Raw genomic sequence first — 22,094 nt, 5'->3', positions numbered from 1 at the left:
GCGCGGGTCAGATATCGAGGGTGGTCCTGCGTTCCCAATCGGTGAAATGGGCGGTGAAATCGGTCCATTCCTGCATCTTCATGCGGATGTAGGAGGCGGAGAAATCCGGCCCCAGCATCGCCTTGAGCCCCTCATCGGCATCGAAGGCCCGCAGCGCATCCAGCAGGTTCAGCGGCAGGCGCGGCGCATCCGTGACAAGGTGGCCCTCGGCATACATGTCGATGTCGCGGCACGGCCCCGGATCGGCCCCCGATGCCAGGCCCGACAGCCCGGCCGCGATGATCGCCGCCTGCAGCAGATAGGGGTTCGCCGCGCCGTCGGGCAGGCGCAGCTCGAACCGCCCGGGTCCCGGCACGCGCACCATGTGGGTGCGGTTGTTGCCCGTCCAGGTCACGGCATTGGGCGCCCAGGTCGCCCCCGAGGTGGTGCGCGGCGCGTTGATCCGCTTGTAGCTGTTGACGGTCGGGTTGGTGATCGCGGCCAAGCCCTCGGCATGGGTCATGATCCCGCCGAGGAAGCTGCGGCCCTGGCCGGACAGGCCCAGCTCCTTCGAGGGGTCGGCAAAGGCGTTGACGCGGCCCTCGGCATCCCAGACCGAGACATGGGCATGGCAGCCATTGCCGGTCAGCCCGGCAAAGGGCTTGGGCATGAAGGTGGCGCGCAGCCCGTGCTTTTCCGCCACCGACTTGACCATGAACTTGAAGAAGCTGTGGCGGTCCGCCGTCACCAGCGCATCGGCATAGTCCCAGTTCATCTCGAACTGGCCGTTGGCGTCCTCGTGGTCGTTCTGGTAGGGGCCCCAGCCCAGGTCCAGCATGTAATCGCAGATCTCGGCGATCACGTCATAGCGGCGCATCACCGCCTGCTGGTCATAGCAGGGCTTGTCGGCGGTATCGGCCGCATCGGAGATGGCCGTGCCCTCCGGGGAGAGCAGGAAGAATTCGGCCTCGATCCCGGTCTTGACCCGCAGCCCCTGCGCGGCGGCCTCGGCGACCAGGCGGCGCAGCACGTTGCGGGGCGCCTGCGCGACGGCCTCGCCCTCCATCACGCAATCGGCGGGCAGCCAGGCAACCTCGGGCTTCCAGGGCAGCTGGATCACGGCGGAGGCATCCGGCACGGCCAGCATGTCGGGATGCGCCGGCGTCAGGTCCAGCCAGGTGGCGAAACCCGCGAAGCCCGCGCCGTCCTGCTGCATCCCGGCGATGGCCTGGGCCGGAACCAGCTTGGCCCGCTGGCCGCCGAAGAGGTCGGTATAGGAGATCATGAAATACTTGATGCCGCGATCGGCGGCATAGGCGGCGAGGTCGGTCATCGTCGCATCCTTTTCCCTGTCACATGCGCGGGGCGGATCCGTGCCCGCCCCGTCCTTCACTCTTTGTTCAGAACCCGGCTTTGCCCGGCCACCACTCGGTGCCCGCCAGCGGCACGCGCGCCATGGCGGCGGCCTCCATGGTCAGCGCGCAGAGATCCTCGGGTTCGAGGTTGTGGACATGGCTTTTGCCGCAGGCCCGCGCGATGGTCTGGCATTCCAGCGTCATCACGTTGAGGTAGTTGCGCAGCCGCCGCCCGGCCGCGACCGGGTCGAGCCGCGCCGCCAGCGCCGGGTCCTGGGTGGTGATCCCCGCGGGGTCCCGGCCCTCGTGCCAGTCGTCATAGGCCCCCGCGGTGGTGCCCATCGCCTGGTACTCGGCCTCCCATTTCGGGTCGTTGTCGCCGAGCGCCACCAGCGCGGCGGTGCCGATGGCCACCGCATCCGCGCCGAGCGCCAGCGCCTTGGCCATGTCCGCCCCCGTGCGGACGCCGCCCGAGACCACCAGCTGCACCTCGCGATGCATCCCCAGATCCTGCAGCGCCTGGACGGCAGGACGGATGCAGGCCAGGGTCGGCTGGCCGACATTCTCGATGAACACGTCCTGGGTGGCCGCCGTGCCGCCCTGCATCCCGTCAAGCACCACGACATCCGCCCCGGCCTTCACCGCCAGCGCCGTGTCGTAATAGGGCCGCGCGCCGCCGATCTTGATGTAGATGGGCTTTTCCCAGTTGGTGATCTCGCGCAGCTCCAGGATCTTGATCTCCAGGTCGTCGGGCCCGGTCCAGTCCGGGTGACGGCAGGCAGACCGCTGGTCGACCCCCTGCGGCAGGTCGCGCATTCCCGCGACGCGCTCGGTGATCTTCTGGCCCAGCAGCATGCCGCCGCCGCCAGGTTTCGCCCCCTGCCCCACCACGATCTCGATCGCATCCGCCCGGCGCAGGTCGTCGGGATTCATGCCGTAGCGGGACGGCAGGTACTGGTAGACCAGCTTCTCGGAATGGCCGCGCTCCTCCTCGGTCATGCCGCCGTCGCCGGTGGTGGTCGAGGTCCCCGCCAGCGTGGCCCCGCGCCCCAGCGCCTCCTTGGCCGCGCCCGAAAGCGCGCCGAAGGACATGCCCGCGATGGTCACCGGGATCTTCAGCTCGATCGGTTTCGTGGCAAAGCGGGTGCCCAGCGTGACGGAGGTGTCGCATTTCTCGCGGTATCCCTCCAGCGGGTAGCGCGACATCGAGGCGCCCAGGAACAGCAGGTCGTCGAAATGCGGGACCCGGCGCTTCGCGCCGCCGCCGCGGATGTCGTAGATGCCGGTGGCCGCGGCGCGGCGGATCTCGGCATTCACCTCGCGCGAGAAGGTCCAGCTCTGGCGCGGCTCGGTCTTGGGGGTCTTGTCCATCAGTACTGGTCCGCGTGGTCGATGTTGAAATTGTAGAGGTTGCGCGCCGAGCCGTAGCGGCGGAACTCGCCGGGCGCCGCATCCGCGCCCGCGCGGGACAGGAGGTCGGCGAGGATCTCCAGGTGTTCGGGGCGCATCTCCTTCTCGACGCAATCGGCGCCGAGCGACGCCACCTTGCCGCGCACGAAGATCCGCGCCTCGTAGAGGCTGTCCCCCAGCGCATCCCCGGCATCGCCCAGCACGACCAGGTTGCCCTTCTGCGCCATGAAAGCGGACATGTGTCCGATATTGCCATGCACGACGATGTCGATGCCCTTCATCGAGATGCCGCAGCGCGAAGAGGCATTGCCGCGGATGTTCAGCAGCCCGCCCCGCCCGGTCGCCCCGGCATACTGGCTTGCATCGCCCGTCACGGTCACGGTGCCGGACATCATGTTCTCGGCCAGGCCCGGCCCCGCCGATCCCTCCACGGTGATCTCGGCCTCCTTGTTCATCCCCGCGCAGTAATAGCCGGTGGAGCCTTGCACGGTCACGTTCAGCGGGCCGTCCAGCCCGACGGCGACCGCGTGGCTGCCGCGCGGGTTCGCGATGGTGAAACTGTCGCCGGAGCCCGCGGCGGATTGCAGCGTGGTATTGATCGCGCGCAGGCCCATCGCCTGCAGGTCGAGGACGGACATCGTTCAGCGCTCCCAGAAATAGACGGTTGCCGGTTCGGGTTCCCAGACGCGGGCGGCCTCGATCCCGGGCAGATCGGCGAAGGCGCGGTATTCGGAGGCGAAGGCCACGTAATCGGGCGTTTCGGCCATCACCGCGGGCTTGCAGGCGATCGGGTCGCGCACCACGCCGAACCCGTCCCTGGTGCCGGTGACGAAGGTGAAGAACCCGTCGAGATCCTTCAGCGTCCCCTCCAGCGCCTCGCCCAGCGTCGCCCCCTCGGCGATGCGCGAGGAGATATAGGCGGCGCCCACCTCGGTATCGTTCTCGGTGCGGGTCATCACGCCCTTCTTCGCCAGGCGGCGGCGCATCTGGTTGTGGTTCGACAGGCTGCCATTATGCACCAGGCACTGGTCATCGGCGGTGGAAAACGGATGCGCCCCCAGGGTCGTCACCGCGGATTCCGTGGCCATGCGGGTATGGCCGATCCCGTGCGTGCCGCCCATCGCGCGGATGCCGAAACGCTCCAGCACATCCGCAGGCAGGCCGACCTCCTTGAAGATCTCCATCGACCGGCCCGTCCCCATGACGCGCAGCCCGCGTGCCTCGAGGGCGGCGATGGCCGCGGCGGCGACCGCCTCCGGCATGTGCAGCACCGCATGCGTATCCGCCCGCGTCATGGTCACCGCAGCACCCAGCTCCGCACTGAGCGCCTCCGCCAGCCCATCGAAGGCGGCGCCGGGCGTGTCGGACTGGACGGTGATCTTCGTTCCCTCCCCCGCGGGGCCGTAGATGGCGATGCCGGCACTGTCGGGCCCGCGATCGGTCATCGTCACCAGCATGTCGCCGAGCATGTCGCCCAGCCGGGGATGCAGCGCATCATTTTTCAGGAACAGGCCGACAATGCCACACATGGGTCCTCCGGGATGATCTTGGATGCGGCCGGTGCCGCCTTTCGAAACACCCCTAAGAGGAAATAAACATTCCTGCTAGGAAAAAATAGAGGCGCGGGCCGATTTCATCCGGCTACCGTCGGGATTGCCTGCTTTCCGGGCAGGCCGTGTCTCACCCCTGCTGCGGATAGGTGATGATCGACAGATACCGGATCGGCAGGCGGACAAGTTGCTCCGGACCGTGGGGGGCATCGGAATCGAAAAGCAGCGTGTCGCCCGGCTCCATCCGGTACAGCTGGTCGCCATGGCGGTAGCCCATCTCGCCATCGAGCATGTAGAGCATCTCGATCCCCTCGTGCTGGAAGGTCGGAAACGTGTCGCTCTGGTTGTCCAGCGTGATCATGTAGGGTTCGACCACCACCCCGGAGTCGTTCGAGCCGATATGCCCCAGAAGGTGATACTGGTGCCCCGCCCGGGTTCCCGCGCGGTCTGTCTCCACCCCCTGCCCTGCCTTCACATGCATGCAGCCGCGGGTTTCCTCATACCCGGCGAAAAGCTGGACCAGCGGCACCCGCAGCGCATGGGCCAGGGTCTGGATCGTGGCAAGCGACGGCGAGATCACCCCGTTCTCGATCTTGGACAGCATGCCCACGGACAACCCCGCCGCTGCGGCCAGTTCCGCGCCGGTCAGTCTCTGGCGCCGGCGCAATTCCCTCACTTCGCGGCCGATGGCGACTTCCAGGGTCTTCTCGCGGATCTCGCGGACGGCATGCGGATCCTGCGACAATTCCCCTTGTCCCTTGCGCTTCATGCCTGCTTCTCCTCGGATGGTTCGGGTCGCTGGGCAGTTGTCGCGTGCCAGCCGGAGAATGACCATAGCCGCGATTGCTGCGGTTGTCCGCGGACAACGTCCGGCATCATGCCGCCCCGGCCCGAAGCCGCCTTGCAATGAGCCTGTCGGGATCGAAATCGCCCGCGCGCATCCCCGTGGTCACGGATCGGAAATAGGCGGGCGCGGTTTTCACCCGTGACTTCATCTCGGCAATCAGCATCAGGGTCTTGGCCACGGAACGGGGTCCGCATCTGGCCTTGGCCTGTCGCAGGCTATCTCCGTCGATGCCCATCATCGAAGCCAGCCGGTCCGCATGATCGCAGAGCTGCGGCCAGCCGGATATGTCCGTTGCCGAGAAGGACAGGGCAAACCGGCAGGCCGCGCCGATCTGGTCCGGGCGCAGTTCGCTGGGCGAGTCTTTCCGGGTTTCTTGGTTGGATCTCTGACAGTGGCGGACAGATTGGCTGTCGGTGGCGGTCATTCCGTCCGATGTGACAAGCTCGGTTGCGGGATGGTCAGGGGGGGTGGGCATGGTGTTCGTGTCGGGCTCCAGGCTGCGCAGGGGGGCCAGGATGTCTTCCAGTTCCTCCAGGGACAGGCGGCGGCGCAACCGTCGCAGCAGGTCCATCCGCTGTTCCTCGGGCACCGCGGACAGGACGGTCCGGATGCGCAGGCGCAGCACATCGCAGGCCTCCTGCCGGGCCGTTTCGGCGGCGGCCATCCGGCGGATCTCGTCGGCGCGTCCGAACAGGGGGGAAAGATCGAACCCGAAACGAAGCATTTCCCCGGTCAGCGGGTTGCGGCGGCTGTAGCGTTTTCCGTTGGGGCTGTCACAGCGCCGCAGCAGGCCGATCGCCGCCAGATGCGCGACATGGCGGCGGATCGTCCGGTCCGAGACCCCGTTGCGCCGCCGGATCAGCGTCTCGTTCGAGGCGAAGACGACATGCGCGCTGCCGGTTTTCGGCAGGCAGGTCAGCATCGCCTCCAGCGTGGCAAGCACGGCCGGGGACAGGCCCAGCACGGCACGGGCCTGGCGCAGGGCGGGCATCAGGGCGAAGCGGTTGTCCGCGGACAACGGGCTCCCTTCCGTCGGAGCAGGGCTCCGCGGGACAAGCGTGGCAATCGGGGTCATGCTCGATCACAAGGGCGGCGTCATGGCCCCGGCGTGCAAATCCCTGTTTCCGGACCGCATGAAGACGGCGCAGGAGTGACGGCAGGACACACCTTTCGGTCACCCGAATCGGATGTGCTTGACGACTGGCGAGAAGCTGGTAGACCTGAAGATGCTAAAGACAGATCGGGCTCTCTGGGATTTTCTCGGGGGGCTCTTTCTTTATCTGCTGCGCCTCGTCTGTGCTCCTCTGGTTGGGGTTTCGGTCAGTCTTCCGGGACGTTTATGCCTGTGGGTCCCGGTCTTCCTGCCACTCGTCATGCAGACGGCGCAGAATCTCTTCGGCATTCTCGGCGAACCAGCGGCTGAATTCCGGCTGCTCTGCCGTCGCCAGCTTCAGCCCGACACTGCGGGCGGTGCTGCGGATCTCTGCCAGGGGGCGGCCATCGCGGTCGCTGATCCGGCTTGCGGCGCGGGCGGACGGGGCAGGGGCGGCAGCCGCCGGGCGAAGGGCCGAGAACACGGCGAGGAAACGGTCGTCCGAACCTGCCTCGGGCCGGTGATCCAGCGCCTGCGACGCGATCGCGTCAGGGTCTGCGCCGCTATCGCGCAGGGCTTCGGCCAGGTCCTCCCAGCGGCGGCGGCCGATGCCGTGGGCGGGGCCGATGCGTTGGGCCAGACCGGCGGGCACGTGATCGCAGACCTTCGTCATCCGCGACAGCATCGCCTTGTCGATGGCCAGCGCATCCATGATCACCGGGTTGGAATAGCCCGCCGCGGCCAGTTCGCCGACGAACAGCGCCTTCTCGATGAAGCTCGGATCCAGCCGCTGGCTGTTCTCCTGCCCCTGGGCCAAGATCGCCTGCTCGTCGCTGAGCGTGCGGATCATCGCCTTGGCGGGGATCCCCAGCAGCCGGATGGCGCGCAGGCGGCGGCGGCCATAGACGATGCGGTAATGCCCGGGCCGTTCGGCGACCGGGCGCACCATGATCGGCACCTGCTGGCCGTGTTCGCGGATGCTGTCGGCCAGATCCGCCACCTCGCGGTCGGAGAAGGCCAGCCGGTCGCGCGGCCCGTCCTCCTCGATCACCGCAGGGTCGATCTCGCGCACCGCGTTGGAACTGAGATCGCGCAGGGTCGTCTTCATCGCGGTCATCGCGCCGGTGGCCGGAAACCCGCTGCGCCCGGACGGGGCGGCGGGCTGGGCCGGGGTGCCGGGCTCGGCCGGAGGGCGGGGCGGCTGGAACATGTTGCGGCGCGCCATCAGTCGGTCCTCCGTCCCCAGGCCTGCTGGATGATGGTTTCAAGCTCGTCCGCGACGCCGTTGAGGCTTTCCATGATCCGGTCGCGGGTCTTGCGCACGATCTGCCCCGGCTCCAGCTCATAGACCGTCTGCTGGGTCATCCCGGCATCGGAAATCGCGGTCGATTTCAGCATCGGCGTGTGCAGCACCTGGTCGAGCAGGATGGATTTGAGGAACCCTGCCATCTGCGATTGCGGCACATCCGTGGGTTCGTAGCGGGCGATCATGAATTTCATGAACTTCCAGTCGGTCGGCCCCGCCTGTTCCTCCAGCGTGCGCACCGTCTCTCCGGCCAGTTCCATGAACTGCGCCATCGAGGCGATGTCCAGCATCGAGGGGATCACCGTGATCAGCAGCCCCGTCGAGGCGAGAAGGGCGGTCATCGTGGTGAAGCCCAGCTGCGGCGGGCAGTCGATGATGACCAGGTCGTAATCGGCCTCGATCTCGTCCAGCGCGATCGACAGGCGCTGGGTGAAGGGCGGTTCGATCCGGTGCTGCAGCGCATAGGCGGTCTCGGTCTCGTATTCCGACAGCAGGAGGCCGGCCGGGGCGAGGTCGAGATTGTGGAAATAGGTCTTGCGGATCACCTGGCTCATCGGCACCGGATCCTCGTAGCGCAACGCGTCATAGACGGTGCCGTGATCCACGAATTCCAGCTCGGGGCGATAGCCGAACATGGTCGTCAGGCTCGCCTGCGGGTCCATGTCCACCGCCAGAACCCGATAGCCGCGCAGCGCGTATCGCTGGGCGAGGTGGATCGCGGTGGTGGTCTTGGAGCTGCCGCCCTTGAAGTTGACGACCGAAATCACCTGAAGCGCGTCGCCCTCGCGGCGGCCGGGCTGATAGATATGCCCGTTGCGCCCGGTCTGGGCCATGATCTCGCGGATCTGCGCGATCTCGGCCGCGTCATACAGGCGCCGCCCCCGCGCATCGGTCTCCACATCGGGAAAATCGCCTTCCTGGTGGCGCGTGCGCAGGTTCGACAGGCTGATCCCGGTCAGTTCGGACACTTCGGCCGGGGAGAACTTGCGCAGGGTCTTGCGGGTTTCGGGGCGGAAGCTGTGGCGCATGTGATGGTCCAGCGCATCCGACAAGGTCGCCGCGTTGCGGATGATGCTTTCGGAGATGCTCTCCGCCTGTGGCGTGAAAAGACCTGCCTGCCTGCGGTCGTCCATGCGCTCTGTCCTCGAATCCTGCCTGCCAACCTCTTAACCGGGTTTTTGGCGTCTGGTCCAGCTATCGTCGCAGGAAACGGAAAATGGCGTGTTCCTGCGACGACACAATCTGTGCCACGCAACTTTCCCTTCGGCAACTTGATTCTGTAACGGCCTGTCGCGCGGGTTCCGCCGGATGCCCGGATCCTGCCTGCCTGTGCGCACCGGAACAAGCCCGGGCGGCGCGGAAATAAACTGAACCGGACGCCGCCCCGGGTCGACCATGCCTCGATGGTGCCGCGGTGGCGCCTTCGGCAACAGACGGTTTCGCACCGGATCGAGGAGAGAGACGATGGCCGCAAATTACATTCCGGGCACGCCCGAGGCGGATATCCTGGCAGGCAGCCCGGGGGAGGACCTGATCGAGGCGCTCGACGGCAATGACGTGGTCGCGGGCGGCGCCGGGGACGACGTGCTTCGCGGCGGCGATGGCGATGACGTGCTGGCAGGCGAGGCCGGGGCGGACACGCTGATCGGCGATCGCGGCAATGACGTCATGCTGGGCGGCGACGGCGCCGACACGATGGTGTGGAACAACGGCGACGGGTCGGACGTGATGGAGGGCGGCGCCGGGCGCGACACCGCCCTGGTCAACGGCGCAGACGGTGCGGGTGACCTGTTCGAGATCCGCGACAGCGCAGCCGGCGTCGCGTTCGAACGGGTGAACCTGGGGCCGTTCTCGCTGGATATCCGCAATACCGAGCGGCTGACGGTGAACGGGCTGGGCGGCGACGACACGGTGGATGCCTCCGGTCTGGGCGCGGGGCTCGTCGATCTGCGCGTCGATGGCGGCGCCGGGCGGGACGTGCTGATCGGCAGCGCCGGGGATGATGCCCTGCTGGGCGGGGCCGGCCGCGACCTGCTGATCGGCGGGAAGGGCAATGACCTGATGCGCGGCGGCGCCGGGGCCGACACGATGGTGTGGAACAACGGCGACGGCTCGGACGTGATGCAGGGCGGGCTGGGCCATGACACGGGGGTGGTCAACGGCGCCGACGGGGCCGGGGATGCCTTCGTGATCGCGGGCAGCGCGGGCGACGTGTCCTTCGCGCGCACCAATCTGGGCCCCTTCACGATCGACATCGCGGGGACGGAGCGGCTGGAGGTCAACGGGCAGGGCGGTGACGACGTCATCGACGCGTCGGCGCTGGAGGCCGGGGCAATCCGCCTGAAGGCCGACGGCGGCGCCGGGGACGACATCCTGACCGGCGGGGCCGGGGATGACGTCCTGCTGGGCGGCACGGGCAATGACTGGCTGGAAGGCGAGAAGGGCAACGACTACATGCGCGGCGGGCAGGGCCGGGACGTGATGGCCTGGGACAATGGCGACGGGTCCGACGTGATGGATGGCGGTCTCGGCTACGACACCGTCCTGGTGGATGGCGCCGAGACGGCGGGCGATCACTTCGAGATCCGCGGCACCGGCGACGGGGTGCTCTTCGAGCGCGTCAACCTGGGGAATTTCACGCTGGACATCACCAATAGCGAGAAGCTGGTGGTCAAGGGGCTCGGCGGCGACGACGTCATCGATGCGCGCTGGCTGGAGGCCGGGTCGATCTCGCTGAAGGCCTCGGGCGGCGCGGGGCGCGACGTGCTGACCGGCGGCGCCGGCGATGACCGGCTCGATGGCGGGCAGGGCAGTGACTGGCTGACCGGCGGCGCGGGGGCGGACACTTTCATCTATGCCAGCGGGCATGACACGATCACCGATTTCCAGGACGGCGAGGACGTCATCGCGCTGCGGCTCGACGGATATGGCGGATGGGCCGGGGTCGTGGCCGCCGCCACCCAGTACGGCGAGGATGTCGTGATCGATTTCGGCGGGGGCGACGTGCTGACCCTGGAACGGACCTATCTGGGCGATCTCGACCAGAGCGACTTCCTGTTCTGAGCGGGGAAGGGGGCGCCGGACCAGGCGCGCCCCCATTTTACCGGACATGAAAACGGCCCCACATGGCGGCGGTTATGCAGATAAAACAGCGACTAAAACGCCGCGTCCTCCGTAGCGGGACCATGCGGCGGTCCGTCCGCGCAGGTCTGCGGCCCTGGGATGCATGACGGGCATGCGGATATTGCAGGGCTGGCCGGGTTGCTTCGTTCACACTCCGCCCATAAATGGGGCAAGGAAGACGACGGTGAGAGGAAACTCTCATCATCTTCAACCTCCCTGTTGGACTTTGGCCGAGCTTGTCTCGGCCTTTTTTTTTGCCTGCGGGGCAGCTGCGGGATTGGCGGCCATGCGGGTCCTGCGGGCGCGGCAGCGCCGGGCTGGAAGGCGCCGGGCAGATATCCTAGAGGCGGGGTGATCTTTCAGGAGCCGCCTCAAGATGCGCCAGAGCATTTCCGATTTTCTCGACCGCCCCTCCACGCGCAACACCATCATGGGGGTCATTCTCTTCAACGCTGTCCTGTTGGGGCTGGAGACCTCGGGCCGGGTGATGGAGACCGCCGGCACGCTGGTCACGGCGCTGGACACGGCCTGCCTGGCCTTCTTCGTGGCCGAGATCCTGGCCAAGCTCTATGCGCGGGGGCTGCGGTTCTTCCGCAATGCGTGGAACGTCTTCGACCTGCTGGTCGTGGGGATTGCCGTGGTGCCCGCCGCCGGGGCGCTTTCGGTGCTGCGCGCGCTGCGCATCCTGCGGCTCCTGCGGGTGATCTCGGTGGCGCCGACGCTGCGCCGGGTGGTCGAGGGCTTCATCTCGGCCCTGCCGGGGATGGCCTCGGTCTTCCTGCTGATGGGGGTGATCTTCTACATCGCCGCCGTGATCTCGACCAAGCTCTTCGCCGCGACCTTCCCGGACTGGTTCGGCTCGCTCGGGGCATCTCTCTACACGCTGTTCCAGGTGATGACGCTGGAAAGCTGGTCCATGGGCATCGTGCGGCCGGTGATGGAGGTGCATCCCGGGGCCTGGCTGTTCTTCGTGCCCTTCATCCTGATCACCACCTTCGCGGTGGTGAACCTTGTCGTGGGCCTGATCGTGAATTCGATGCAGGATGCCCATGCCGAGGAATCCAACGCCGCGACCGACACCTATCGCGACGAGGTCATCCGGCGGCTGGCCGCGATCGAGGAGCGGCTGAAGGAGCGCGGCTGAGGCCGCCCCCCGGTCGCGGGACGGGAGGGCAGGGCGGGATGCGACAGCGGCGGCGGATGACGCCCGGGGCCGCGCCGCGTATCACGATGCGGCGGCCCCCGGCATCGATCTGGCCGGGACCGCGACGCGGCGCCTGCAGGACCGGGAGAGGAAGATGGCCGGGATCACCATCACGCGCGAGGCGCAGCTGCCCGACCCGCTGCGGGTGTCGCGGGCGCTGAGCATGCCGCATCTGGGACCGCGCATCCTGTTCTTCAGCGGCGGCAGCGCGCTCAACGGCATCGCCCGCGCGCTCAAGCGCTACACCCACAATTCCGTCCACCTGGTCACGCCCTTCGACAGCGGCGGCAGTTCGCAGACCCTGCGCCTGGCCTTCGACATGCCGGCCGTGGGCGATCTGCGCAGCCGGCTGATGGCGCTGGCCGACGAGTCGGTGCTGGGCCAGCCCGACATCTACGCCCTCTTTTCCCACCGGCTGCCGAAGCTGGGGGCGTCGGCCGATCTGGCCGCCGAGGTCGCCGCGATGGCCGCGGGACGCCATCCGCTGGTGCGGGCCGTCGCGATGCCGATGCGGCGGCTGATCCGGTCCTTCCTGCAGGATTTCACCGCGCGGGCGCCGCGGGATTTCGACTATCGCAATGCCAGCATCGGCAATCTGATCATCGCCGGGGGCTACCTGTCCAACGACCGCGCGCTGGAGCCGGTGCTGTTCCTGATGTCGAAGATGGTCGATGTGCGCGGCACGGTGCGGGCGGTGGTGGATGCCAATCTGCAGCTCGGCGTGGAACTGGAGGATGGCCGCATCCTGACCGGCCAGCGCGAGATCACCGGCAAGGAGGTCGCGCCGCTGGAGACGCGCATCCTGCGGGCCTTCCTGTCCGGGGAGGCGGGCGAGATCGCGCCGCAGCAGCTGCGCCTGCCCGGGCGCAATCGCGCGCTGATCGGCGCGGCCGACCTGATCTGCTATCCCCCCGGCAGCCTCTATTCCAGCGTCGTGGCCAACCTGCTGCCCGCAGGGGTCGGGCGCGCCGTCGCGGCGCGGCGGGTGCCCAAGATCTACCTGCCCGGGCTGGGCAGCGATCCCGAGGCCTTGGGGCATGCGCCCGCGGACCGGGTCGCCGCCCTGCTGGCGCCGCTATGCCGCGATGCCGGGCCCGACGCGCGGCCGCGCGACCTGATCACGCATGTGCTGTGCGATCCCCGCTGGAGCGGGACGGAGCGGCGAGAGATCACCGCCCGCCATGGCATCGATTGCGTGACCCTGCCGCTGGCCGGGGCGCAGCCCGACAGGTACGATCCGCGCCGGGTCTGCGACATGCTGGTCTCCCTGGCCTGACCCCGCCCCGACGCCGCGGTCAGGGCGCCTCGGCGGCCAGTTCGCGGCAGCCGGTGTCCAGCAGGCCCAGAAGATGCGGCGCGAAACTGTGCCACACATCCATGCGGAAGCGGGTCTCGCCGTCGCGCCACAGGATCACGGTCTGCCCGTCGAAATAGGTGCGGCGCCCATCGCCCGGGGCGATCCCGGCCGGATCGCGCGCCAGGCCCAGGGTCAGCAGCTCCGCCGCGCGCGGCCCGTCGATGGCGATGGTCGTCTCGCGGCCCGAGATGTCCACCAGGCTGTGGGGATGCGCGGCGTAGACCGCCGCCCCCGCCGCCAGCAGCGCGGCCACCTCCTCCGGCGGGCTCAGCAGGACCCATTCATCCGGGCCCAGGCACATCGCCTCGATCGCGTCGCGACCGGCCCGGCCTCCGATCCGCCCGGGCAGGTCGATCCCCAGCGCCGTTCCCAGCGCGCCGAGGCCGTCGCGGGCGCGCAGGCTCAGCCGTCCCGGCGCGGCGGTGATGCCGATCCGGGCCGCGGCGGTCCGGATCAGCGTGCCGGGGGGCGGAATATCGGCATGTGCAGTCATCGTCCTCGCCTCCGGCTCAGATCTTCAGCTTGGTGTTCTCGGGATCGTAGAACACGGTCCCGGTGATTTTCGCGGCGATCGTGCGATCGGGCATCGGCACATGGACGGTCTGTCCCATCCGCTCATGCCCCCCCTGCACCAGCGCCAGGGCGATCGGGCGGCCGGTCGCGTCCGAGTGATAGGCGGAGGTCACATGCCCGACCATGGTCATCGGCACCGGCTGCTGCGGATCGAAGACGATCTGCGCCCCTTCCTCCAGCCGCGATCCGTCCTCGGTCAGCAGGCCGACCAGCTGCTTGCGGTCCGCGGCCACCAGGTCCGGGCGGGCCAGGCCGCGCTTGCCGACGAAATCCGGCTTGGCCTTGCCCACCGCCCAGCCCATGCCCGCATCATAGGGCGTGACCGTGCCGTCCGTGTCCTGGCCGACGATGATATAGCCCTTCTCGGCGCGCAGCACATGCATCGTCTCCGTGCCGTAGGCAGTGATGTCATAGCGCTGTCCGGCCTCCCAGAGCGTTTCCCACAGGCGGCGGCCCATCGGGGCGGGGACGTTGATCTCGAAACCGATCTCGCCGGTGAAGCTGACCCGCCACAGCCGCGCGGGCAGGCCCGCCACGGTGCATTCGGTGCAGGACATGTGCGGGAAAGCCTCTTCGGTCAGCTCGACCCCCTCCACCAGCGGCGCCAGCAGCCTGGCGGCATTGGGCCCGTTCAGCGCGATGGTGGACCATTGTTCCGTGGTGGAGGTCAGCCAGACCTGCAGGTCGGGCCATTCGGTCTGCAGGTAATCCTCCATCATCGCCAGCACCCGCGCGGCGCCGCCGGTCGTGGTGGTCACGTGGAACCGGTCGGGGGCGATGCGGGCGATCACGCCGTCATCGCGGATGTAGCCGTCGTCGCCCAGAAGCAGCCCGTAGCGGCAGCGGCCGACGGCCAGCCTGGTCCAGGGGTTGGTGTACATGCGGTTCATGAACTCGACCGCATCGGGTCCGACGACCTCGATCTTGCCCAGGGTGGAGGCGTCGAAGATGCCCAGCGAGCGGCGCACCGCGCGGCATTCCCGGCTGACGGCGGCCTGCATGTCCTCGCCCGGACGGGGAAAGTACCAGGCGCGGCGCCACTGGCCCACGGGTTCGAAGGCGGCGCCGTGCGCCTCGGCCCAGCCGTCGATGCGGGTCCGGCGCGTCGCCTCGAAGTGGCTGCCGCGGTGATAGCCCGCGAAGGCGCCGAAGCTGGTCGGCGTGTAGGGCGGGCGGAAGGTGGTCAGCCCGACCTGCGGTTGCGGCTTGCCCAGGGCGTCGGCGGCGATGTTCAGCCCGTTGATGTTCGACATCTTGCCCTGGTCGGTGGCCATGCCGTTGGTGGTATAGCGTTTGACATGCTCGATCGAGCGCATGCCCTCGCGCACGGCCAGGCGCAGATCCTTGGCGGTCACGTCATTCTGGTAATCGACGAAGGCCTTGGCGCGGCCGGGGCTGCGATCGGTGGGCAATTCCCTTGCCGAGATGCCGGTGCCGGGGCGGTCGCCCTCGACGCGCGGCGCCGTCCCGGAACGGTTCCGGCCCAGGGCCCCGGCCGCCCGGATGCCGGCCTGCGCGCCGTCCTGCAGCGCCGCCTCCAGCCCCCACAGGCCGCGGCTCGCCCCGGCGATCAGGCAATCCTCGGGCGTGCGTTCGGGCAGGAAGGTGGTGCGGTCCTCGTCCCAGGCCAGCGTGCCCTTCGTATGCGAGAAGAGATGCAGCGACGGCGTCCAGCCGCCCGAGACCAGCAGGCAGTCGCAGGCCAGCCTCTCGGCCGGGCCCGCCCTGCCATCGGCGACCGGGTTGACCCGCACCGCCGAGATCCGCAGCCGCCCCGAGGTGCCGGTGACCGTGCCGGAGAGGCGGACGGGGATGTCGCGCCGCCGCGCCTCGTCCAGAAGCTCCTGCGCGACGTCGCCGCGCAGGTCGATGATGGCCTGCACCTGCGCCCCGGCCCCGGCCATGTCGAAGGCGGCATACCAGGCGGAATCGTGGCTGGTCAGCACCACGGGCCGGCGCCCCACAAGCACCCCGTAGCGGTTCAGGTAGGTCTGGGCCGACCCGGCCAGCATGACGCCGGGGCGGTCGTTTCCGTGAAAGACCAGCGGCTTTTCCAGCGCGCCCTGGGCCAGGATCACCTGTCGCGCCCGCACGCGCCACAGCCTTTCGCGCGGCGTGTCGGCGGGCAGGTTGTCGAGATGGTCGGTCAGGCGCTGGCAGAGCCCGACCATGTTCTGGTGGTAATAGCCGATGGCGGTGGTGCGGGTCATGACACGCACGCCCAGATCCTTCAGCGCGGCCAGTTCCGCCGCCAGCCAGTCCCAGGCGGGCAGGCCGTCGATCACGGCCTGGGGTTCCGAGAGAAGCGTCCCCCCCGCCTCGGCATGCTCGTCGACCAGCACGACGCTGAGCCCGTCGCCGGCGGCGGCCCGCGCGGCGGCCAGCCCGGTCGGCCCGGCCCCGACGATCAGCAGGTCGCAATGCAGGTTGCGCGAGGCATAGGTGTCGGGATCCTCCTGGGACGGGCTGACGCCAAGCCCGGCGGCGGCGCGGATGAAGGGTTCGTAGACCCTGTCCCAGAAGCTGCGCGGCCACATGAAGGTCTTGTAGTAGAACCCGGCCGAGAACAGCATGTAGGCGGCATCGTTCACCGCGCCGATATCGAAGGACAGGCCGGGAAACCGGTTCTGCGACATGGTCTCCAGCCCGGCGCGCAGCTCCTGCATGGTGGCGCGGGTATTCGGCTCGAACCGGCCGGGGCCGCGCCGCGTGCCGATCAGGGCATTGGGTTCCTCGGATCCCGCCGCGACGGCGCCGCGCGGGCGGTGATACTTGAAGCTGCGCCCCATCAGATGCACGCCGTTGGCCAGCAGCGCGGAGGCCACGGTATCGCCCGCGCAGCCCTGGTACGTCCTGCCGTCGAAGGTGAAATTCACCGGGCGCGCCGTGTCGACGCGTCCCTTTCCGGAAACGCGGAAGCTGGTCATTCGCCCCCCTCCGTGAGGGTGCCGGGATCGGGGCGCGGCGCGCCCGCCCGGTAGGTGGTCAGGAACCTGTCGGTGATCGTGTTGCGCGCGGCGTTGAAGAACCGCCCGCAGCCATGGACATGGCGCCAGCGTTCGAAATGAACGCCCTTGATGTTGTCGCGCAGGAAGAGGAAGGCGTGCCAGTCCTCGTCGGTCGCCGCCGATGGGTCCTCGGGGCGCATGACATGCGCCTCCCCGGCATAGGTGAATTCGACCTCGGGCAGGGTCTCGTCGCAATAGGGGCAATGGATCAGCAGCATGGCGGGGCTCCTCGGTGCGCAATCATCCTGGGGCGCATGTCAGTGCGCGACGGCGGCGGCGGCGGCCTCGTCGATCAGCCGCCCGGTGCGGAACCGCTCCAGCGAGAAGGGCGCGTTGATCGGGTGGGGCGCGTCCCTGGCCACCGTGTGGGCCAGGAGGTGCGCCGCGCCGGGGGTGGCCTTGAACCCGCCCGTGCCCCAGCCGCAATTGACATAGAGGTTCTGCACCGGCGTCTTGCCGAGGATGGCCGAGCGGTCGGGGGTGTTGTCGGTGATCCCGGCCCATTTGCGCAGCATCCTCATGCGGTTGAAGATCGGGAACACCTCGGAGATGGCGGCGATCGTGTGCTCGATCAGCGGCAGGCCGCCGCGCTGGGAATAGGACACGTACTGGTCCGTGCCCGAGCCGATCACCAGCTCGCCCTTGTCGGACTGGCTGCAATAGGCATGGACGGCATTCGACATCACGACGCAGGGAAAGACCGGCTTGACCGGCTCGGAGACCAGCGCCTGCAGCGGCATGGATTCCAGCGGCAGCCGCACCCCTGCCGTCGCCATGACCATGCTGTTATGCCCCGAGGCGGAGACCGCGATCTTCTTGGCGCGGATGAACCCCTTGTCGGTATCGACCCCGGTCACCGCCCCGTCGGGACCGCGGCGGATCGCCTGGACGGCACAGTTCTGGATGATGTCGACGCCGCGCGCGGCCGCGCCGCGGGCATAGCCCCAGGCCACGGCGTCATGGCGCGCGGTGCCCGCCCGCTGCTGCAGGGCGCCGCCCATGACCGGGTAGCGCGCATCCGGCGCGATGTTCAGCGGCGGGCAGACTTCCTTGCACTCCTGCGCCGTCAGCCAGCGGTTGTCGACCCCGTTGAGCCGGTTGGCATGGATATGCCGCCTGAAGCTCTGCACGTCATGCTGGTTATGCGCCAGCATCAGCACGCCGCGATTGGAATACATGACGTTGTAGTTCAGCTCCTGGCTGAGCCCCTGCCACAGGTCGAGCGAATGATCGAAAAGCCGGGCGCTTTCGTCATAGAGATAGTTCGAGCGGATGATCGTCGTGTTGCGCCCGGTATTGCCGCCGCCCAGCCAGCCCTTGTCGATCACCGCGACATTGGTGATGCCGTGTTCCTTGGCCAGGTAGTAGGCGCAGCCCAGCCCGTGCCCGCCGGCGCCGACGATGACCACGTCATATTCCGGCTTCGGCTGGCTGTCGGGCCATTGCTCGGTCCAGTTCCTGTGTCCGCTGACGGCGTTCCTGAGCAGGCTGAAGGCGTTGAAGCGGGTCATGGGCGATATCCGGCGGTTCGGGTGGGGTCGTGCCCCAGCGATAGCGCGTCCGGGCGGATGCGGCTGGGATGATTGCGCCGGGAGGCTTGTATCTTTGCGCCATTGCGCGCGGGACGGGCCGAGGAGTATGGACAGGGGCCGGAGGGTCGGGCCCCATGGCCTCCATCCGCCAGGAGGTCCGCGCCATGCCCGAACGATCCGCCCCGCCGCGCCGCCGCCTGCGCGTGGCCTTCCTGCTGGCGGACAACTTCACGCTCTCGGCCTTCGCGAATTTCGTCGACGTGCTGCGGCTGGCGGCGGACGAGGCCGACAAGTCGCGGCCGATCCTGTGCGACTGGACGGTCCTGTCCGACGGCGCCGGGCCCATCCGCTCCAGCTGCGGTGTCCGCATCCAGCCCGACGGGCGGTTGCGCGATGCCGCGCGGCCCGACTACCTGGTGGTGGTCGGCGGCGTCATGAGCGACCGCGCCTCGCTCAGCCCGGCCTGCCTCGGCCTGCTGCGCGACATGGCCGCGGCGGGGACCCCGGTCGTGGGCCTGTGCACGGGCGTGTTCATCCTGCAGCAGGAGGGCCTGCTGGCAGGATACAGGTGCTGCGTCAGCTGGTTCCACCACCAGGACTTCATCGACCGGTTCGACAGGGAGCTGCCCGTCTCCGACCAGATCTTCGTGGTCGACCGCGACCGGCTGACCTGTTCCGGCGGTCACGGGGCGGCGCATCTCGCGGCCTTCCTGGTCAACCGCCATATCGGCCATTCGGCGGCGGTCAAGAGCCTCAACATCATGATGATCGACACCGCCTATGGCGAAACCCGGCCGCAGCCCGGCCAGGGACTGGCCCGCCAGCCGCGCGACGACCTGGTCAAGCGCGCCGTGCTGCGGATGCAGCAGAATGTCGAGATGCCCGTGGCAGTGGCGGCGCTGGCATCGGCGCTGGGGGTGGCGCGGCGCACCCTGGAACGGCGCTTCATGGCCGATCTCGAACAGAGCCCGCAGAAGGTTTATACCGGCATCCGGCTGGACCGGGCGCTGCAGCGGCTGCGCATGACGGATATGCCGATCTCCGGGATCGCGGTCGCCTGCGGGTTCTGCGACGCGCCGCACCTGTCGCGGGTGCTGAAGGCCGAGCGGGGCGTCTCCCCCGCCGAATATCGCCATGCGCGGATGGACCGCCCGGAGTCCGGTCCGGTGGGGGTGCCGCTGCCCGCAGGCGATGGCGGCGGCTGAGACCGCCGGGAGAAGGATCGCGCCGACGCCCCCCGGCGCCGTCCCGCCCCGGGCCCGACCCGGGGCCTCTTGGGGCCGGGATCACCGGGCCGGGGTGGCGGGACGGTCCAGCGCATCCTGCCGCTGCAGCTCGCGCAGCAGGTCGCGCAGCTGGTGGCGCCTGCGGCGGGACCGGATCTGCGTGGCTTCCACCTCTACCGGAAGCACCTGAAGCCGCCCGCTGCGCTCGGCGGGGACCAGGTCGAAATCGCGCTGCGCGGCGACCAGCTGACGGGCCTGGCTGGTCGCCGCCACCGCCAGTAGCCGCAGCCGCTCGGGCCGCGGGGGCGGGCCCTCCGGCCCGGTCTTGCGCCCGGCCCGCGACAGGATCTCGGAGAAGCTGCCGATATCGACATAGCCGCCGCTGGCCAGCGGACCCACTGCCGAAACCCCGACCGTCGGGTCTGTCTCGCGGTCCCACAGCTCGATGCGGTCGACCACGCTGACGGTGGAGCGGCGGCCATCGAGCGTGAACTCGGCCAGCACATCGACCAGGAAGGCCGGTTCCGACCCCATGTTCGAGACGATGCAGCGCCCCTCCGCATCCTGTGCCCCGGCCCGCGTCACCAGAAGCCCCGAGCGGGTCTGGCGCATGTAGCCCCACAGGAAGACATGCAGGTAGACGATCCAGACCAGCGTCGTGAGCAGGCTGACGATCACCTGCAGCGTGTCGGTATTCTCCGTGATCCATTCCCACATGGGCCTTGCCTCCATCCGCATCCGCGCCGTTTCCCGTCGGGGGCGCAGCTAGCCCGACCGCCCGGCGCATCAAGCGGCCCCGCGGCCCGCGGGAGGCGGCGGGGCGCGGGAGCGAATGCCGCGGGAACAGGGGGGGCTCCGGCGCCGTTGCCCCCGCGGGACACGGGCGGCGCACGCGCGCGTGATCCCACCGCAGGCCTCGGCACAGGGAGACAGGCATGGAGCAGGTTCAATCGCATATAACCGGGCTGGATATCGGCGTGATCGCCGCCTATCTGGCCGTGGTCCTCGCCATCGGCGTCTGGGTGTCGATGCGCACCAAGACGGGCGAGGACCTGTTCCTCGCCGGGCGGACGCTGACCTGGGGGGCGATCGGCTTCTCGCTCTTCGCCTCCAACATCTCGACCACGACGATCATCGGGCTGACCGGCTCCGCCTATGCCACGGGCATCGCCAGCTCCGCCTTCGAATGGATGTCGGGCATTCCGCTGCTGATCCTCGCCTTCGTCTTCGCGCCGCTCTATCTCAAGGCCAGGGTGACGACGACGCCGGAATGGCTCGACCGGCGCTATTCCCGGCGGGTGCGGCTGTATTTCTCGGCGCTGACCATCGTCTTCACGGTGGTGGTGGAAACCGCGGGCGGGCTCTATGCCGGCGGGGTGGTGCTGACGACCTTCTTCCCCGGCGTGCCGCTCTGGGCGGCGTGCATTGCCATCGGGCTGTTCGCGGGGGGCTATGCCGCGGCAGGCGGGCTGAAGGCGGTCGTCTATACCGACATCCTGCAGGCGATCGTCCTGCTGCTGGGCTGTTCGATCACCGCCTTCCTGATGTTCCGCTCGCTGGACTTCTCCTGGGCGACGGTGCGCGACGCGCTGCCCGGCGGCCACCTGGAGATGGTCAAGCCCGCCTCCGACGAGGGCCTGCCCTGGCCGGGGCTGTTCCTGGGGGTCTGGATGCTGGGCTTCTGGTACTGGATCACCAACCAGTATGTCGTCCAGCGCGTGCTGGGCGCGCGCAGCATCGAGGATGCGCAGCGCGGCGCCCTCCTGGGCGGGCTGCTGAAATGCATTCCGCTGTTCATCATGGTCCTGCCCGGGGCGATGGCGGTGCCGCTGCTGCCGGACCTGGCCGAGCAGGACATGGTCTTTCCGGTGATGATCACGCAGATCCTGCCGCCGGGGCTGACCGGGCTGGTCCTGGCGGGGCTGGTCGCGGCCATCATGTCGACGGTGGATTCGACGCTCAACAGCTCGTCGACCCTGGTGGTGCATGACTTCGTCACCCGGCCCGAGGATCCGGTGGCCCCCGAGACGGTGCGCCGCTACGGGACGCTGTGCACGCTGGGCTTCATGCTCGTCGCGGTGATCGTGGCGCCGCTGATCCAGCATGCGGGCGGGATCTGGTCCTACCTGCAGCAGGCCTTCTCGATCATCGTGCCGCCGATCGTGGCGATCTTCTTCCTGGGCGCGATGAGCCCGCGGGTCAGCGAACGGGCGGCTTTCGCGACGCTGGTGACGATGCATCTGCTGGGCGTGGTGCTGTTCATCGCCGGGCAGGCCGGGATCTGGCCGCTGCATTTCACGGTCACGGTCGCGGTGATGACGATCGGCGCCTGCCTGCTGCACTGGGGCCTGTCGGTCACCGTCTTCCCGCCGCGCGAGGCGCCGGAGGAAATGCTCATCTGGGACAGGTCGGTGGCCATGGCGGGCATGCGCGACGGGCGCGGCCTGCTGATGGATATCCGCCTCTGGGGGCTGGTGCTGGCCCTCTCCATGGCCGGGATCCTGCTTGCCTTCTGGTGAGCCGGCCCGCCC

18 protein-coding genes are annotated in these 22,094 nt (G+C 68.9%); 5 read left to right on the top strand and 13 right to left on the bottom strand.

Annotation, left to right across the window (positions count from 1 at the left end; genetic code table 11):
• Positions 1 to 7: 7 nt before the first annotated feature.
• The 8 genes from glnT to repA form a co-directional block, all read right to left on the bottom strand.
• Positions 8 to 1,312 (bottom strand): type III glutamate--ammonia ligase, encoded by a 1,305-nt coding sequence (gene glnT, locus ICN82_RS11610; protein ID WP_193182890.1) that lies wholly within the window; start codon positions 1,310 to 1,312, stop codon positions 8 to 10.
• A 67-nt stretch (positions 1,313 to 1,379) separates the two neighbouring features.
• Positions 1,380 to 2,705, bottom strand: coding sequence for an FMN-binding glutamate synthase family protein (locus ICN82_RS11605; protein ID WP_193182888.1), 1,326 nt, complete (start codon positions 2,703 to 2,705; stop codon positions 1,380 to 1,382).
• Entirely contained in the window at positions 2,705 to 3,382 is a 678-nt protein-coding gene (locus tag ICN82_RS11600; RefSeq protein WP_193182886.1) for a GltB/FmdC/FwdC-like GXGXG domain-containing protein, read from the bottom strand. Before ICN82_RS11600 ends, ICN82_RS11605 begins: the two co-directional genes overlap by 1 nt.
• A gap of 3 nt (positions 3,383 to 3,385) precedes the next feature.
• Entirely contained in the window at positions 3,386 to 4,273 is an 888-nt protein-coding gene (locus tag ICN82_RS11595; protein WP_193182885.1) for a class II glutamine amidotransferase, read from the bottom strand.
• A 151-nt stretch (positions 4,274 to 4,424) separates the two neighbouring features.
• On the bottom strand, positions 4,425 to 5,063 hold the full coding sequence (locus ICN82_RS11590; RefSeq protein WP_193182883.1) for a helix-turn-helix domain-containing protein: 639 nt from the start codon (positions 5,061 to 5,063) through the stop codon (positions 4,425 to 4,427).
• A gap of 106 nt (positions 5,064 to 5,169) precedes the next feature.
• Entirely contained in the window at positions 5,170 to 6,159 is a 990-nt protein-coding gene (gene repC, locus ICN82_RS11585; RefSeq protein WP_193182881.1) for a plasmid replication protein RepC, read from the bottom strand.
• A 319-nt stretch (positions 6,160 to 6,478) separates the two neighbouring features.
• Positions 6,479 to 7,459: a plasmid partitioning protein RepB gene (gene repB / locus ICN82_RS11580; protein ID WP_193182879.1), complete on the bottom strand. Its 981-nt coding sequence runs from the start codon at positions 7,457 to 7,459 to the stop codon at positions 6,479 to 6,481.
• Positions 7,459 to 8,673, bottom strand: a complete 1,215-nt coding sequence (gene repA, locus ICN82_RS11575; protein WP_193182877.1) for a plasmid partitioning protein RepA — start codon at positions 8,671 to 8,673, stop codon at positions 7,459 to 7,461. The genes repB and repA overlap by 1 nt, the downstream gene beginning before the upstream one ends.
• 331 nt (positions 8,674 to 9,004) lie before the next feature.
• Here repA and ICN82_RS11570 point away from each other — a divergent pair, with 331 nt between their 5' ends.
• The 3 genes from ICN82_RS11570 to ICN82_RS11560 all read left to right on the top strand — a co-directional run bounded on the left by ICN82_RS11570 (position 9,005) and on the right by ICN82_RS11560 (position 13,143).
• A complete protein-coding gene (locus ICN82_RS11570) occupies positions 9,005 to 10,603 on the top strand; it encodes a calcium-binding protein (RefSeq protein WP_193182875.1) in 1,599 nt (532 codons plus the stop codon).
• 436 nt (positions 10,604 to 11,039) lie between these two features.
• Positions 11,040 to 11,807, top strand: coding sequence for an ion transporter (locus ICN82_RS11565; RefSeq protein WP_193182873.1), 768 nt, complete (start codon positions 11,040 to 11,042; stop codon positions 11,805 to 11,807).
• A gap of 154 nt (positions 11,808 to 11,961) precedes the next feature.
• A complete protein-coding gene (locus ICN82_RS11560) occupies positions 11,962 to 13,143 on the top strand; it encodes a GAK system CofD-like protein (RefSeq protein WP_193182871.1) in 1,182 nt (393 codons plus the stop codon).
• Positions 13,144 to 13,162: 19 nt separating this feature from the next.
• Here ICN82_RS11560 and ICN82_RS11555 read toward each other — a convergent pair whose 3' ends face one another.
• Genes ICN82_RS11555 through ICN82_RS11540 form a run of 4 tightly spaced genes read right to left on the bottom strand, consistent with a single transcriptional unit; the run spans position 13,163 to position 18,316 of the window.
• Positions 13,163 to 13,717: a sarcosine oxidase subunit gamma gene (locus ICN82_RS11555; protein WP_193182869.1), complete on the bottom strand. Its 555-nt coding sequence runs from the start codon at positions 13,715 to 13,717 to the stop codon at positions 13,163 to 13,165.
• Positions 13,718 to 13,733: 16 nt separating this feature from the next.
• Complete coding sequence (locus tag ICN82_RS11550; RefSeq protein WP_193182867.1) at positions 13,734 to 16,724, bottom strand: sarcosine oxidase subunit alpha; 2,991 nt, start codon at positions 16,722 to 16,724, stop codon at positions 13,734 to 13,736.
• The gene (locus tag ICN82_RS11545; RefSeq protein WP_193182865.1) at positions 16,721 to 17,023 is read right to left on the bottom strand and encodes a sarcosine oxidase subunit delta; all 303 of its coding nucleotides are present in this window, start codon (positions 17,021 to 17,023) and stop codon (positions 16,721 to 16,723) included. The genes ICN82_RS11550 and ICN82_RS11545 overlap by 4 nt, the downstream gene beginning before the upstream one ends.
• A gap of 39 nt (positions 17,024 to 17,062) precedes the next feature.
• Complete coding sequence (locus tag ICN82_RS11540) at positions 17,063 to 18,316, bottom strand: sarcosine oxidase subunit beta family protein (RefSeq protein ID WP_193182863.1); 1,254 nt, start codon at positions 18,314 to 18,316, stop codon at positions 17,063 to 17,065.
• A 185-nt stretch (positions 18,317 to 18,501) separates the two neighbouring features.
• Between ICN82_RS11540 and ICN82_RS11535 the strand changes: the two genes are divergently transcribed.
• A complete protein-coding gene (locus ICN82_RS11535; protein ID WP_193182861.1) occupies positions 18,502 to 19,542 on the top strand; it encodes a GlxA family transcriptional regulator in 1,041 nt (346 codons plus the stop codon).
• Between the two features lie 81 nt (positions 19,543 to 19,623).
• Here ICN82_RS11535 and ICN82_RS11530 read toward each other — a convergent pair whose 3' ends face one another.
• Positions 19,624 to 20,280, bottom strand: a complete 657-nt coding sequence (locus tag ICN82_RS11530; protein ID WP_193182859.1) for a hypothetical protein — start codon at positions 20,278 to 20,280, stop codon at positions 19,624 to 19,626.
• A gap of 218 nt (positions 20,281 to 20,498) precedes the next feature.
• On the opposite strand from ICN82_RS11530, the gene ICN82_RS11525 reads away from it, so the two are divergent.
• Positions 20,499 to 22,082: a sodium:solute symporter family transporter gene (locus ICN82_RS11525; RefSeq protein WP_193182857.1), complete on the top strand. Its 1,584-nt coding sequence runs from the start codon at positions 20,499 to 20,501 to the stop codon at positions 22,080 to 22,082.
• Positions 22,083 to 22,094: the final 12 nt, after the last annotated feature.

This window comes from Mangrovicoccus algicola (assembly GCF_014903745.1).
Taxonomy (GTDB): Bacteria; Pseudomonadota; Alphaproteobacteria; order Rhodobacterales; family Rhodobacteraceae; genus Mangrovicoccus; species Mangrovicoccus algicola.
Note: the sequence above shows the minus strand (reverse complement) of the source record. Positions and strands in the feature narration are given on the sequence as shown.

Excerpts from the sequence above, each read along its gene's own strand:
- glnT (WP_193182890.1), bottom strand. The coding sequence starts at position 1,312 with ATGACCGACCTCGCCGCCTATGCCGCCGATCGCGGCATCAAGTATTTC.
- ICN82_RS11605 (WP_193182888.1), bottom strand. The coding sequence starts at position 2,705 with ATGGACAAGACCCCCAAGACCGAGCCGCGCCAGAGCTGGACCTTCTCG.
- ICN82_RS11600 (WP_193182886.1), bottom strand. The coding sequence starts at position 3,382 with ATGTCCGTCCTCGACCTGCAGGCGATGGGCCTGCGCGCGATCAATACC.
- ICN82_RS11595 (WP_193182885.1), bottom strand. The coding sequence starts at position 4,273 with ATGTGTGGCATTGTCGGCCTGTTCCTGAAAAATGATGCGCTGCATCCC.
- ICN82_RS11590 (WP_193182883.1), bottom strand. The coding sequence starts at position 5,063 with ATGAAGCGCAAGGGACAAGGGGAATTGTCGCAGGATCCGCATGCCGTC.
- repB (WP_193182879.1), bottom strand. The coding sequence starts at position 7,459 with ATGGCGCGCCGCAACATGTTCCAGCCGCCCCGCCCTCCGGCCGAGCCC.
- repA (WP_193182877.1), bottom strand. The coding sequence starts at position 8,673 with ATGGACGACCGCAGGCAGGCAGGTCTTTTCACGCCACAGGCGGAGAGC.
- ICN82_RS11570 (WP_193182875.1), top strand. The coding sequence starts at position 9,005 with ATGGCCGCAAATTACATTCCGGGCACGCCCGAGGCGGATATCCTGGCA.
- ICN82_RS11565 (WP_193182873.1), top strand. The coding sequence starts at position 11,040 with ATGCGCCAGAGCATTTCCGATTTTCTCGACCGCCCCTCCACGCGCAAC.
- ICN82_RS11560 (WP_193182871.1), top strand. The coding sequence starts at position 11,962 with ATGGCCGGGATCACCATCACGCGCGAGGCGCAGCTGCCCGACCCGCTG.
- ICN82_RS11555 (WP_193182869.1), bottom strand. The coding sequence starts at position 13,717 with ATGACTGCACATGCCGATATTCCGCCCCCCGGCACGCTGATCCGGACC.
- ICN82_RS11550 (WP_193182867.1), bottom strand. The coding sequence starts at position 16,724 with ATGACCAGCTTCCGCGTTTCCGGAAAGGGACGCGTCGACACGGCGCGC.
- ICN82_RS11545 (WP_193182865.1), bottom strand. The coding sequence starts at position 17,023 with ATGCTGCTGATCCATTGCCCCTATTGCGACGAGACCCTGCCCGAGGTC.
- ICN82_RS11540 (WP_193182863.1), bottom strand. The coding sequence starts at position 18,316 with ATGACCCGCTTCAACGCCTTCAGCCTGCTCAGGAACGCCGTCAGCGGA.
- ICN82_RS11535 (WP_193182861.1), top strand. The coding sequence starts at position 18,502 with ATGCCCGAACGATCCGCCCCGCCGCGCCGCCGCCTGCGCGTGGCCTTC.
- ICN82_RS11530 (WP_193182859.1), bottom strand. The coding sequence starts at position 20,280 with ATGTGGGAATGGATCACGGAGAATACCGACACGCTGCAGGTGATCGTC.
- ICN82_RS11525 (WP_193182857.1), top strand. The coding sequence starts at position 20,499 with ATGGAGCAGGTTCAATCGCATATAACCGGGCTGGATATCGGCGTGATC.